Origin of the sequence: Actinosynnema sp. NPDC049800, from assembly GCF_040656635.1 — a bacterium.
Taxonomy (GTDB): domain Bacteria; phylum Actinomycetota; class Actinomycetes; order Mycobacteriales; family Pseudonocardiaceae; genus Actinosynnema.
In genome coordinates this window covers 1-13,724 of sequence record NZ_JBFAMT010000105.1, presented here as the reverse complement: position 1 = coordinate 13,724, position 13,724 = coordinate 1, and the positions used below count along the sequence as shown (strand labels likewise).

Genomic DNA, 13,724 nt, shown 5'->3' with positions numbered 1-13,724 from the left:
GTGACCTGATCCGCACCAACCCCGACCAGACCAAGACCATCGACCCCTGCAACCTGCAACTGCTCTACCAAGGCCGCAGCCCCAGCTCCGACGGCGTGGACTACGGCCTCCTGCCCTACCGACCGGGCGTGCTGACCCTGCAGCGCTGACCGAATCCGGAGCCCCCGCACCCAGTGCGGGGGCTCCGGCCGTGACGCCGCCGGAAGCGGCGGGTAAGGAGCTGTCATGTCTGTCCCCGATCGACTCCCGGGTCGCCTCGCGCGCGGGCGCGGCCGGTGGTCGCGGTTGGCCGCGGTGATGGCCGCGGTCGTGCTCGGCGGTATGATGGTCGTCTTCGGCTCGGCGACCAGCTCGGCGGCGACCGTCGACACGAACGCGTGGTACGTGCTGGTCAACCGCAACAGCGGCAAGGCGCTCGACGTCTACAACCTCGCCACCAACGACGGCGCCCGCATCACCCAGTGGACCCGCAGCGACGGGGCCAACCAGCAGTGGCAGTTCGTGGACTCCGGCGGCGGCTACTACCGGCTCAAGTCCAAGCACTCCGGCAAGGTGCTCGACGTCTACAACTTCTCCACCGCCGACGGCGCCAACATCGTCCAGTGGGCCGACGGCAACGGCACCAACCAGCAGTTCCGCCTCGCCGACTCCGACGGCGGCCACGTGCGCCTGATCAACCGCAACAGCGGCAAGGCCGTCGAGGTCCAGAACGCCGCCACCAACGACGGCGCGAACATCGTCCAGTACTCCGACTGGGGCGGCGCCAACCAGCAGTGGCAGCTCGTCCGCGTCGGCGGCGGCGGGACGACGACCACCACCACGACGACGACCCCGCAGCAGCCGGGTGGGCAGTTCACCAACCCCGTGGTGTGGCAGGACTTCGCCGACGTCGAGGTCATCCGGGTCGGGGACGCGTACTACATGACCGCGTCCACCATGCACTACTCCCCCGGTGCGCCGATCCTGCGCTCCTACGACCTGGTCAACTGGGAGTTCGCCGGTCACTCCGTGCCGTCACTGGACTTCGGCACGAAGTACGACCTGACCAACGGCCAGCGGGCCTACGTCAACGGCATCTGGGCGTCGACGCTGCAGTACCGCGCCAGCAACCGGACGTACTACTGGGCCGGGTGCATCGACTTCAACGACACCTACATCTACACCGCGACCAGCGTCGAGGGCGCCTGGAACCGGCACGCCCAGATCGACAACTGCTACTACGACGCCGGCATGCTCATCGACGACAACGACACCATGTACGTCGCGTACGGCAACGGCACCATCAGCGTCGCCCAGCTGTCCGCCGACGGCCGCAGCCAGGTCCGCGCGCAGCAGGTCTTCCAGACCCCGTCGAACATCGGCACGCTGGAAGGCGCCCGCTTCTACAAGCGCAACGGCAGCTACTACATCTGGCTGACCCGGCCCGCCAACGGCCAGTACGTGCTCAAGGCGAGCAACCCGTTCGGCCCCTACACCCTGCGCCAGGTGCTGCTGGACCTGCCCGGCCCGATCCCCGGCGGCGGCGTGCCCCACCAGGGCGGCCTGGTCCAGACCCAGAACGGCTCCTGGTACTACATGTCGTTCGTGGACGCCTACCCCGGCGGCCGCGTGCCCGCCCTCGCCCCGATCACCTGGACCGCGGACGGCTGGCCTACCCTCCAGACGGTCAACGGCCGGTGGGGCGTCAACTACCCCTCGCCGCTGCCGACCCGGCCGGTCAAACCCCTCACCGGGACCGACACCTTCGCCGGCACCACCCTCGGCCCGCAGTGGGAGTGGAACCACGACCCCGACACCACGAAGTACTCGGTGAACGACGGGCTGAGGTTGTCCACCGCCACGGTCACCAACGACCTGTACGCCGCCCGCAACACCCTGACGCACCGCATCCAAGGACCGACGTCCACGGCCACGATCGAGCTGGACTACAGCACGATGCGCGACGGTGACCGGTCCGGCCTCGCGATGCTGCGCCAGTCCTCGGCCTGGATCGGCGTCAAGCGCGACAACGGCCAGACCCGCGTGTCCATGACCAACGGCCTGGCCATGGACAGCAGCTGGCGCACCACCAACACCGGCACCGAAGCCGCGAGCGCCGCGATCAGCGGCGGCCGGATCTGGCTTCGGATCAACGCCGACATCCAACCCGGCTCCAACCGCCAGGCCCGCTTCTCCTACAGCACCGACGGCGTGAACTTCACCTCGTTGGGACCGGCGTTCACGTTGAACAACGCCTGGCAGTTCTTCATGGGCTACCGCTTCGGCATCTTCAACCACGCCACCCAGGCCCTCGGCGGCGCGGTCACGGTCCGCAAGTTCGACCTGACCACTCCCTGACCTCGGCGAGAGGCACCCGGCCCGGCCTCGCCGGGCCGGGTGGGCCGGACAACCGCGGCGGCCCGTCCGGAACACCGGACGGGCCGCCGCTTCGTCGACTCAGATGAAGCGCCAGAGGTGGTCGTTGGTGCCGTTGTCGTCCCAGATCACGATCTGGGCGCCGCGTGCGGTGGAGGCGCCGTTGACGCCGAGCACGCGCCCGCCGTTGCCGCACTGGATGCGGAAGTAGCCGCCGGTGCCGTAGCGCAGCCGCCACTTGTGGTCGTTGGTCCCGTTGTCGGCCCACTGGAGCACCCGGGCGCCGTTGGCGTTGGCCGCGTTCTCGACGCCGAGGACCTTGCCGCTGTGGGAGTTGCGCAGCCGGAAGTAGCCGTCGGGGTCCACCACGGCGGTCCAGAGGTGGTCGGCGGTGCCGTTGTCGTCCCACTGCACGGCGAGGCCGCCGTCGGCGGTCGACATGTCCTGCACGCCCAGGACCAGGCCGCTGGCGAGGTTCTGCACGCGGCGGGCGCCGACGGGCACGAACCGCCAGCGGTTGTCGGCGGTCCCGTTGTCCGGGTCCTGCACGGCCTGCGCGCCCGCCGAGGTGGAGCCGTTGAGGATGGCGAGCAGCTTGCCGCTGTTGCCGTTGCGCAGCTTGTGGGTGCCGTCCCCGTTGTCCAGGACCGTCCACTTGTGGTCGGCGGCGCCCGTGTTGCTCCACTGCAGGACGCGGGCGTTGTCCGCGGTGGACGCGTTCTCCACGCCGAGCACCTTGCCGCTGTTGCGGTTGCGCACCCGCACGGCGCTGCCGTCGACGACCAGCTCCCAGTTGTGGTCGGCCGTCCCGGTGTCGTTCCACTGCACGGCGAGGCCGCCGTCGGCGGTCGACATGTCCTGCACGCCCAGCACCAGGCCGCTGGCCGCGTTCACCAACCGGTAGCCCGCGTCCGAGCCGCCACCGCCGCCGCTGGTGCTCCAGTAGACGGTGTAGTTGTGCCCGTGGGCGTCGTAGAACGGCCCGAGGTTGACCGTCGCGCCGTCGGCTCGCGCGGTGAACGCCAGGCCCGACGTGCCGGTGCGGGTGATCGAGGCGGTGTCCAGCGCGGGCAGCCTGCTCAGGGCGGTGTTGCCGTAGTTGCCCGACAGCACGACCGGTCCGAACGTGACCGCGGCGACGGCGGGGTTGTCGTTGGAGGGCTGCACCACGACCCGCATCGGCAGGCGCACGGTGACCGCGTCGCCGGGAGCCCACGACCGGGTGAGGCTCGCGTAGGTGCCCGGGGTCGTGGCGATGTCCTGCGCCACGCCGTTGACGCTGACCGTCGCGCCGGTGGTCCAGGCGGGGATGCGCAGGCGCATCGTCCACGACCCGCTCACGCTGCCGGTCACGGTCAGCGTGGTGGTGTCCGACGCCGGGTAGCTCGTGGTCTGCGTGACGGTGATCCCGCGCTGCGCCCAGGTCAGCACCGACGGCGTGTACAGGTTCACCGTCAGCGTGGTGCCGTTGTGGAAGTAGACGGAGTTCGCCAGGGAGGTGTTGACCTCCAGCGCCGTGCCCTGGCAGCACCAGAACGTCGTGTAGTCGGTGCTCCAGTTGCCGCCGCCCCACGCGGGTCCGGTGTTGCCGCGCCGGTGGCCCGGGTTGAGGCCGGTGAAGTAGCAGATGTGGCCGTGCGGGTCGGCCGTGTTCTGCTGCCCGATGAGGTGGTTGAGCAAGGCGCGCTCGTAGAAGTCGAAGTAGGAGGCGCGGTTGGGGTCGAGCAGCCACAGCTCACGGGTCAGCTTGAGCATGTTGTAGGTGTTGCACGCCTCGGCCGTGTCGGTGTTGAGGTAGGCGGCGATGGCGTTGGGCGCGCGGAAGTGCTCGGCCTGGCTGTTGCCGCCGATGACGTAGGTGTGCGCGCCCACCGTGATGTTCCACGCGTTCGACGCGATGTCGCGGTAGCGGGTCGTCCCCGTGGCCTTGTACTCGCGCGCCGCGCCGATCCACTTCGGCACCTGCGTGTTGGCGTGCAGCCCGCTGAGCCGGTCCTGGTTGGCCGCCAGCGGGTCGAACACGGCGGCGTGGTCGAACCGCTGCGCCGCGGCCAGCCACCGGCTGTCCCCCGTCTGCTGGTACAGGTCGGTCAGCACGGCGTTCATGCCGCCGAACTCGGTGCCCAGGACGCGCTGCATCTGGCTGTAGGACAGCCGGCCGGTGCGCCAGTCCACCCACCCGGCGAACCGCAGCAGCACGTCGCGCGCCTGGGTGTTGCCGATGTGCCGCCACACGTCCAGCAGACCCGCCAACGTCTTGTGCAGCGAGTAGTACGACACCGACTTGGGCGAGCCCGCCTCCATCGCGTCGAAGTCGGACTCCGGGAACCCGGACAGGTACCCGGTGTTGAACCCGGCGGCGGCGTTGTTCGCCTGGCACTTCGCCAGCTCCGCGACCATCTGGTTCGCCCGGTCCCGGCACGTGGTGTCGCCCAGCACCGCCCACGCCTGCGCCCACGCGCTGAGGAAGTGGCCCTGGCTGTGGGTGCGGAACGGGAAGTTCGGCGCCTCCCAGCCGCCCAGCGCCGCCGCGCCGTTGGTGGACAGCCGGTGGTTGGCGCGGAAGTTGTAGAGCAGCCGGTCGACGTTGACGAACTTCAGGTACGTCAGCGTCCGGCTCTGGTTCTCCATCCAGCGACCGGGGCTCAGCCGCACCTCGCCGAGGTCGAACGGGTGGGCGGCCACGCCGAGGTCCGGCCGGACCGGCGGCACCGACGCCGCGACCGCGGACCCCGTGGTCAGGCCGGGCACGGTCGTCGCGACGGCCGCGACGCCGACGGCTTGCAGCAGCGTGCGGCGGCTCAGGGGTGACGACATGGGCTCTCCTGTGGGTTGGAGGGAAGGCCGGTGACGTCCCGCGGGACCGGCACGCGCGGTGAGGCGGGCGCGCCGCCGTGGCGACCGGCCGGGACATCGCGGTGCGGCCGGCAGGACCTGTCGGCGAAGGGAGATCAGGGACGACGTGGCGGAGCCGCCGCGACGGGTCGGCGCGCTAGGAGCGCCGCGCGAAGGCGCCGACCGCGGAGGTTCAGCGGGTCAGGACGTCCGGCTGCGGCAACGATCGGCGTCGGGTCGGGACGTGCGCGGCGTGCCGTGTTCGTCGCATCGGAATCCCCATCGTCGTCGTTGACGGGCGGTCGTGCCGGCGGATGCGTGACCGACTCGGGCCCGGCGGCCCGGCTGTCAGCACAGTAGCCACCGCCCGAGCCGGGCGTCAACGATGCGGCCCGCTAAAATGTTCACGCTCACTTTTAGCGGGCCGCAGCGCGTCCGGGTCGCCGATCGCTTGAACTTGGTTGTTTACAGAGGTGATCTCGCCTTCTCTTCCGCTACAGGACCAGCAAACCTGATCGACCGCAGGCTGATTCGTGTGAGCGTGAACATCGCCGGGCGACCAGAGCCGCGCCGCTTCGTCAGAAGCCCCAGAGCCGCCACGTCTGGTTGCGCGGGCTCGACTGGCCGACGGGGTTGCAGGTCCACTGGTGGACCGTGGCGCGCACCGCCGTGGAGACCCCGCTGACGTCGACGCACTTGCCGCTGTGCCGGGCCACGAGCTGGCGGTCGTGGGGGTCGTTGCCGGAGTAGGTGACCTTCCGCAGCGCGAACTGCTGGTTCCGCGCCCCCGGGAGGCACGTCCACTGCTGCACCGCGGCGCCGTCGGCCGAGGACGAGCCGTTCACGTCGAGGCACTTGCCGGTCTGCGCGTTGACGACGGTGTAGGTGTCGGCCGCATCGGTCACCGGCCGGAAGTCCCACAGCTGCTGGTCTCCGCCCTCGCAGGGGAACTGCTGCTGCCGGTTGCCGTCGGCGGTGCCCAGGTCCGCGTTGTCCAGGCACTGCTGCGAGTGCTGGGCGACGGCCACGGACGCGACTCCCCGGCTCGACGGCGGCCGGAGCGTGATGGTGAAGGTGTCGTCGATGGCGGTGTGCGGCAGGTTGACCGTGGCGCCGTTGCCGGACAGCGTCACCACGGAGTTCTGCACGGTGATCGGCCCCTGGACCGCGCCGCCGCCGTTGTGCGGGATGCGCTGGACGACCGCCCGCACCTGGTTGTTCTGCACGATGCCGCTGGTGGCGTCCAGCCGCCGGAGCTGGACCGCGACGTTGCCCGTGGTGCCGCCACCGCCGACCAGGACCTTCGCGACCCCGTCGGCCTTCGTGGCGAACGCGTCGTAGGCCGGGCTGGGCGTGACGGAGACGACCTGCCCCGTCTGCGAGCCGTAGAAGCGGTAGACCCACCACTCGCCCTTGGGCTGGTGCTGCCCGGCCGAGTTGCGCACGAGCAGGTTGCCGAGGTCGTTGTGCAGGTTGCCCGCGCTGGCCCAGTTGGCCCGCAGGCCGTCGGCTCCCGCCCGCTCCAGGCGCGCGATGTACCAGGCGCCGTCACCGGGGTTCTGCTCGTTGGACGCGCCGTACTCGTTGATCTGGTAGGGCCGCGGGTGCGGGATGCCGCGCGAGTCCAGCGTGGTGTTCGCCGCCGCCACGTTGGCCACCGGGTCGCCGGGCAGGGAGTGCCAGCTGATGATGTCCGGCACCGTGTTGGACGTGCGGATGAAGTCGAGGTACTGGTTCCACCACGTCCCGTTCGTCGTCGGGACGCCCGCGAAGCTCGGACCCACGATCAGCTGCTGCGGGAACGCGGCCCGCACGCGCTGGTAGGTGCGCCGCCACAGCTCGAAGTACTGGGACTGGGGACGGTTCCAGAACGGGGTGATGTTGGGCTCGTTCCACAGGTCCCACTGCACCGGGACGCCCGTGGCCCGCACGTCGTCGATCAGGCGGGTGAGGAAGTTGTCGTAGTCCGCCCAGTTGCCGTTGTCGCCCGGGAAGCGGGAGATCGGGTAGCCGTCCGCGCCCCACAGGTCGTGCGGCAGCAGGATGAACTCGCCGCCCAGCGACCGGGTGCGCAGCAGCTGGGCACGGGTGGCGTTCCACCGGCGGTCGTACTTGCCCGCCACCCAGCCGCCGGGCCCGTCGAGCTGGGCGCCACCGGCGCGCATGTACCGGAACTTCACGTCGCGGAAGAAGTGGTCCGCCGGTCCGGACCCGTTCTCGGTCATGCCGTAGATCCAGCCGGAGGCCCGGTAGGTCGGCGAACCGCCGGCGACGGAGAAGTCGACGGAGATGGACTCGTCCCCGGCCAGGGCCGCCGGACCGGGCGAGACGAGGGACGTGACGACGGAGGCGGCGATGACGAGGCCGGCGGTGACGCCGCGACCTCGCCGCCTTGCGGGGTTGGTGGCCACGCGTGACTCCTTTGTCGGTGATGGGCGCGAAGAGAGGTCGAACCGGTTCGACTAGCTCTGCACCGTACGCGCTGGCTCGCTTGCACGACAAGGGTCGAACCGGTTCGGCTGAGGCGTCGACGGTCGCCGAAGTCAGGCCGCCACGGCCGTCGACGGTCGCCGAAGTCAGGCCACCCGGGGCGTCGACGGTTGCCGAAGCGGGCCGCCGGGGCGGGGAACTAGCGCCGCGGTCCGGCCGGTCGGGTTTCGGCGTCCGCGGCGAGCAGCAGGTACGCGCTCGCGGTCCAGGTGTAGGCGCGGTCGCGCAGGCCGTGGCCGGTGAGGGCGTCGAAGTTCTCGGCGAAGCCGCTCTTCTCGCACACCGCCCGGAACCGGGCGCTGACCTCGTCGGCGAGTTCCACCGCGCCTCCTCGGCGCAGGCCGTCCTCGATGAGCACGGTCGACGGGGCCCACACCGGGCCGCGCCAGTAGCCGTCGGCCTCGTACCAGGGCGAGTCCGGCAGTTCGGTGGCGAGGCCCACCGGGGTGAGGTGCCGCGCCACGCCCTCGGCGAGCTTCGCGTGCACGTCGGGGGGCAGGTCGGCGCCCAGGACGACCGGCATGAGGTCGAGCAGGCTCGCGGTGGCGCGCGACGTGCCGTCGACCGCACGGCCGGTGAACGTCGTGCCGTCCCACAGCCGCGTCAGCATCGCGCCCAGCATCGCGTCCGCCTCCCCTGCCCAGCGCGCCGCGGCGGTCGGGTCGCCGAGCTCCCCGGCCAACCGGGCCAGCTCCCGCAGCTGCACCACGAGGAACGCCGCCAGGTCGGCGGACTGCACGAGCCGCCGGTCGCCGAAGACGGTGGAGTTGTCCCAGCCGCTGTCGTTGCCGTGCTCGTAGTGCGGGAACGGCTCCCCCGGCGCACGGCGGTGGTCGAGCCAGAACGTCGTCCACGCCGCCAGCTGCCGGTACAGGCCCGGCAGTTCGGCGGCCGGGATGCCGCCGGGCAGCTTCGACCGCAACCGGCCCACCGCCCAGCCGTGGATCGGCGGCTTGACGAAGTTGTGCAGCACTTCGGCGTGCGTCACCGAGTCGGGCAGCGCGCCTTCCTCGGTCTGGTGGTCGAACACCACCTGGAACTGGTCCCACGCCAGGTCGGGAACCCCGGGCGCGAGCGCGAGGGCGTTGAAGCAGTGGTCCCAGCTCCAGACCTTGTCCATCCAGTTCTTCGACATCAGCACCGCCGGCCTGCGGAGGAACCCGGACGGGCTCACGGTGGCCGACCACAGCACGTAGCACGCGAGCTCGGCGGCGGGGGTGCGGTCGCCGCGCCAGGGCGCGACCCGGTCGGTGAACCGCTCGAACGACCGCCGTGCGGCCGCCACCACCTCGGCGAAGGTCGCCCCGGTGGAGAACCGCTTGCGGGCGGTCGTGATCTCCTCCACCACCAGTTCCCACCGGCCGCCGTCCCCGCCGACGACGACCGCGCGATCCGCCGTGCCGAGCGCGGAGTCGCCGTGCACGTCCTCGCGTCCCGCCAGGACGGTCACCCGGTAGCGGTGGCCGGTCTCGTAGGAGGTGAAGACGTACGACGAGGTGACGGGGTCGCGGAAGAAGTAGGTCCCGGTGAAGGGCGTCAAGGTGGCGTCCGCCGCGGCGATGCGCAGGCCGAGGCCGTGGCCCGACACCCTCAGCGCCGACGGCGACTCGAACGCCGCCGCGACCTCGCCGCGGCCCGCGGTCCAGGTGAGCAGGACCGGGTTCGCCGCGACCTCGGCGGTCACGCGGGCGCCGGCCAGCACGGGCGTCAGGGACAGCACCGCGTGCATCCCGTTGCGGTGGGACACGAGGTGCAGGTCGTCGGCGTAGTCGGCGAGCCCCACGACCGCGGACAGGTCGAACCACGCCCCCGGATGGCTGAACGGGATCTCCCGCACCGAGAAGTCGTCCACGAAGGTCCCTTCGGTCAGTCCTTGACCGCGCCCGAGGTGATGCCGGCGGCGACGAAGCGCTGGGCCAGCACGAGCAGCGCGGTGGCGGGCACGGAGGCGACCACGGCGGTCGCCATGATCGCGTTCCACTCCTGGTTGTTGTTGCCGATGTAGCGGTAGATCCCGAGCGTGAGCGGTTGCATCGCTCCCCCGGCGTCCAACGTCGCGGCGAACACGAAGTCCGACCACGCCCACAGGAACGCGAACAACGCGGCGGTGACCACCCCGTTGCGACTGGCGGGCAGCACCACGGACCAGAACACGCGCCACGCGCCCGCACCGTCGATCCGAGCCGCCTGCACCACCTCGTCGGGCACCGAGGACATGAACGAGGTCAGGATCAGCACGGCGAAGGGCACCGCGATGGTCGAGTCGGCGAAGACCAGGCCCCACAGGGTGTTGGTGACGCCGAGCTGGACGTAGATGCCGTAGAGCCCCAACGCCATGATGGTGCCGGGGATCATCTGCGCGACCAGCAGCACGAACGTGAGCGGTCCCCGCCCGCGCGAGCGCAGCTTCGCCAGCGAGTACGCCGCGGGCGCGGCCAGCGCCAACGTCAGCACCACGGTCCCGAGCGCGACCAGCAGGCTGGTCCCGAAGTAGGGCAGCTGCTCGTCCAGGACCCGCGCGTACCCCTCGAACGTCGGGTTGCCCGGGAAGAGGTCCGGCGGGGACTTGCGCATCCGCCCCGGCGGGGTGAGGGAGACGTTGACCATCCAGTAGACCGGGAAGAGCATCACGGCGGTGAGCAGCAGGCCCACTGCGGTGCGCCACCGGGGCCGGGTCATGACGCGTCCTGGTGGCGCTGGACGCGGACGTACGCCAAGCCCGCGACCACGGCGAGCAGGATCAGCACGTTGCCCACCGCCGCGCTGGGCCCGAAGCGGGGCAGCATGCTGCCGAACCCGAGCTCGTAGGACCAGGTGGCGAGGGTGGTCGACGACCCGCTCGGGCCGCCGCGCGTCATGATCCAGATGATGTCGAACACCTTCAGCGTGTAGACCAGGCCGAGCAGGAGCGTCACGGCGGAGACCGGCCGCAGCATCGGGAACGTGACGTGCCGGAACGTCTGCCAGGAGCCCGCGCCGTCCAGGGCCGACGCCTCGTGCACCTCGGCCGGGATGTTCTGCAACCCGCTGTGCAGCACGACGAGGTTGAACGGGATGCCGATCCAGACGTTGGCGATGATCACCGAGGCCAGCGACCAGTCCGGCGAGGTCAGCCAGTGCGGGCCGGAGACGCCGAACCACGACAGGGCCGCGTTCACCACCCCGGCCTCGCTGTCGAACATCCACGCCCACGTCGACGCGGACACGATCAGCGGCAGCAGCCACGGCACCAGGAACAGCGCCCGCAGCGTCGCCGACAGCCGGAAGTGGCGGGTGAAGAACACCGCCAGCGCCAACCCGGCGGTGTACTGGAACACCAGCGAGGTCACCGTGAAGAGGACCGTGTTGAGCAGGGCGGTGCGGAAGACGGGGTCGGCGAACACGTCCGCGTAGTTGGCCAGCCCGATCACCTGCGCGCCGCCGTGCACGAAGGTGCGGACGGTGTAGTCGCGGATGCTCAGGTCGAGGGTCATCAGCAGCGGGTAGCCGTAGCACAGCAGCAGGTAGGCGACGAGCGGGACGAGGAACGCCCAGCCGACGAGGTTGCGGCGGACCACGGCGCTACTTCGCCGACGCGGCGGCGCTCTGGGCGTCCTCGAGCGCGTCCGCGGCGGGCTTCGACCCGGTCAGCACCGCCTGCACCGCGGTCCACAGCGGCTGCGAGATCCGCGGGTAGCGGGTGCCGAGGCCGTCGCCGGTGCGGCCCTTCGCGGCCTGGACGGCGTCGACCCACACCTTCAGCTCCGGCCGCGCGGCGACCTGCTGCTCCCGCACCGATCCGATCGCGGAGACGTAGGTCAGCGCGGTGTCGGTGGCCAGCACGGTGTCCGGGCCGACCAGGCAGTCCGCGATCTTCGCCGCGGTGGCCTCGCGGTCCGCGGAGCCCTGCACGGGCACCGTGACGAACTCGCCGCCCGTCGGCGCGGGCGCGACGCCGCCGTCCCGCGAGGGGATCGGGATGACGCCGTGCTCGAAGCCCAGCTCCGCGGCGTTCCCGAGCTGCCAGGTGCCGTTCTCGGCGAACGCGTACTCGCCGGTGGCGAACTCCTGCCAACTCGTGGTCTGCGTGTTGCCGACGACCGAGTTCGGCGCGTACCGCTTGTCCAACCACGACTTCCACAGCTCCACCGCCGCCACTGCCTGAGTCGAGGACAGGTCGGTCAGCTGCGCGCCCGCGCCCCAGAACCACGGCAGGAACTGGAAGGAGCCTTCCTCGGTGCCGATCGCGGAGAACGTGATGCCCTTCTTGCCCGCGCCCGTGACCTTGGCCAGCGCCGCGTCCAGCGACGCCCAGTCCGTCAGCGATGCCGGGTCGACGCCGGCCTGCGCCAGCACCGCCTTGTTGTAGTACAGCGCCAGGGTGTTCGCGCCGATGGGGACCCCGTAGGCCTTCCCGCCCACCTCGCCGGCGGCCAGCAGGTTGGGCGACGCCCCGGACGCGTCCAGGCCGGTGTCCTGGTTGGCCCGCAGCACCCCGCCCTCGGCGAGCGTGGAGACCACAGGGTTGTCCACGACCAGCACGTTCGGCGCGGTGCCCTGCTGCGCGGCGAGCAGCACCTTGTTGGTCAGGTCGGAGGTGTCGTACGCCTGGCGCTCGACCTCCACGCCTGCCTCCGCGCCGCACTTCTCGATCACCTTCACCCACTCCGAGCTGCCGTCGAACTGCGGGTAGGGGTCCCACACGGCGAAGGGCCCGGCGGCGCTCCCGTCGGTGTTCCCGCTGGACGTGCACGCGGTCAGGGCCAGTCCCGCGGCGACCAGGGCGGTGGCCGCGCGTCGGCTGGGCGAAGTGCGCTTCATGGGGGTCGGTCCTTCCTGGCGGCGACGCTGACACCTCATCGAACCGGTTCGACCTTGCGAGGCTGCGTCAACGTATCGGCGGCAAGGAGCGCACGCAAGAGCCGCATGACATATCATCGAACGCCTGTCGAACCGGTTGGACGGAGAGCGGATGAACATCGGTGAGATCGCCAGGCGCGCGGGCGTTTCGCGCAGCACGGTGTCCTACGCGCTCAGCGGGAAGCGGCCGGTGTCGGCGGCGACGGCGCAGCGCATCAACGGCGTGATCGCCGAGCTGGGCTACCGGCCCAACGCCAGCGCGCGGGCGTTGGCCGAGGGGCGGACCCGGACGCTGGGCCTGGTGATACCCCCGGCGAGCAGGCGGCTGACGGACGTGCAGCTGGGGTTCGTCGCCAGTGTGGTCGAGGTGGCGGCGGCGCACGACCTCGACGTGCTGCTGTCACCCAGCGGCGGCGACCACGACCGGTCGTTCGAGCGCATCGTCACGGGCCGCCGGGTGGACGGCGTGATCCTGATGGAGATCCTCCTCGACGACCCGCGGGTGGCGCGGCTGGAGCAGGAGGCGCTGCCGTTCGTGACCATCGGTCACGTCGAGCACCCCGGCGCGTCGTGGTGGGTCGACGTGGACTACGCGGAGCTGATCAGGCGCTGCGTGCACCACCTCGCCGACCTCGGGCACCAGGACGTCGTGCTGATCAACCGGTCCGACGAGCTGGTGGCCGCGGGCTACGGCCCGGCGCTGCGCTCGTCGACCGGTTTCCTCGCCGCCGCCGAGGAACGCGGGCTGACCGCGCACACGGTCTGCTGCGCCGACGAGCCCGCCGCGGGTTCCGCGTGCTTCGAGGACATCCGCCGGCGGTGGCCGGAGGTGACGGCGGCGGTGACCATCAACGAGGCGGCGCTGCCCGGCCTCCAACGTGCGCTGCGCCGCGCGGACCTGGACGTGCCCGGCGACTTCTCGATCACCGGCGTCATCGCCGGCCGCCTGGCGGAAGCCTTCCACCCACCCCTGACCGCCGCCGACGTGCCCGCGGGCGAGATGGCCCGGCTCGCCGTGGACCTGCTGGTGGAGCAGATCGCCGACCCCGGCGCCACCCCGCGGAACGCGCTGCTCCAACCGGCCATCGCACTGCGGTCGAGCACGGGAGCACGCCGCCGCTGAACACCACTGCCGAGCCCTCGGGGTGGGGGGGGGGGGGGGGGCCCCCCCCCGGGGGGCGGGGCCCCCCCCCCCAGCGCCCCCC

At 71.4% G+C, this 13,724-nt stretch carries 9 protein-coding genes; 3 read left to right on the top strand and 6 right to left on the bottom strand.

All coding sequences use genetic code 11. From position 1 onward, the window contains the following. Together AB0I91_RS44040 and AB0I91_RS44035 are read left to right on the top strand one after the other, a co-directional pair. On the top strand, positions 1-149 hold a 149-nt coding region (locus AB0I91_RS44040; RefSeq protein WP_498786852.1), incomplete at its 5' end, for a non-reducing end alpha-L-arabinofuranosidase family hydrolase. 76 nt (positions 150-225) lie between these two features. Beyond that, a complete protein-coding gene (locus AB0I91_RS44035; protein ID WP_499642212.1) occupies positions 226-2,337 on the top strand; it encodes a family 43 glycosylhydrolase in 2,112 nt (703 codons plus the stop codon). 99 nt (positions 2,338-2,436) lie between these two features. On the opposite strand, the gene AB0I91_RS44030 is transcribed toward AB0I91_RS44035, so the two are convergent. The 6 genes from AB0I91_RS44030 to AB0I91_RS44005 all read right to left on the bottom strand — a co-directional run bounded on the left by AB0I91_RS44030 (position 2,437) and on the right by AB0I91_RS44005 (position 12,480). Continuing rightward, a complete protein-coding gene (locus AB0I91_RS44030; protein ID WP_499642210.1) occupies positions 2,437-5,172 on the bottom strand; it encodes a beta-L-arabinofuranosidase domain-containing protein in 2,736 nt (911 codons plus the stop codon). A 596-nt stretch (positions 5,173-5,768) separates the two neighbouring features. Next, positions 5,769-7,601 (bottom strand): RICIN domain-containing protein, encoded by a 1,833-nt coding sequence (locus AB0I91_RS44025; protein WP_499642208.1) that lies wholly within the window; start codon positions 7,599-7,601, stop codon positions 5,769-5,771. A 218-nt stretch (positions 7,602-7,819) separates the two neighbouring features. Then, positions 7,820-9,532, bottom strand: coding sequence for an amylo-alpha-1,6-glucosidase (locus AB0I91_RS44020; protein ID WP_499642206.1), 1,713 nt, complete (start codon positions 9,530-9,532; stop codon positions 7,820-7,822). Between the two features lie 14 nt (positions 9,533-9,546). Further along, positions 9,547-10,359, bottom strand: a complete 813-nt coding sequence (locus AB0I91_RS44015; protein WP_499642203.1) for a carbohydrate ABC transporter permease — start codon at positions 10,357-10,359, stop codon at positions 9,547-9,549. Next, entirely contained in the window at positions 10,356-11,237 is an 882-nt protein-coding gene (locus AB0I91_RS44010; protein ID WP_499642200.1) for a carbohydrate ABC transporter permease, read from the bottom strand. Before AB0I91_RS44010 ends, AB0I91_RS44015 begins: the two co-directional genes overlap by 4 nt. A gap of 4 nt (positions 11,238-11,241) precedes the next feature. Continuing rightward, the gene (locus tag AB0I91_RS44005) at positions 11,242-12,480 is read right to left on the bottom strand and encodes a sugar ABC transporter substrate-binding protein (protein ID WP_498781909.1); all 1,239 of its coding nucleotides are present in this window, start codon (positions 12,478-12,480) and stop codon (positions 11,242-11,244) included. Between the two features lie 151 nt (positions 12,481-12,631). On the opposite strand from AB0I91_RS44005, the gene AB0I91_RS44000 reads away from it, so the two are divergent. Beyond that, a complete protein-coding gene (locus AB0I91_RS44000; RefSeq protein WP_498781911.1) occupies positions 12,632-13,642 on the top strand; it encodes a LacI family DNA-binding transcriptional regulator in 1,011 nt (336 codons plus the stop codon). Positions 13,643-13,724: the final 82 nt, after the last annotated feature.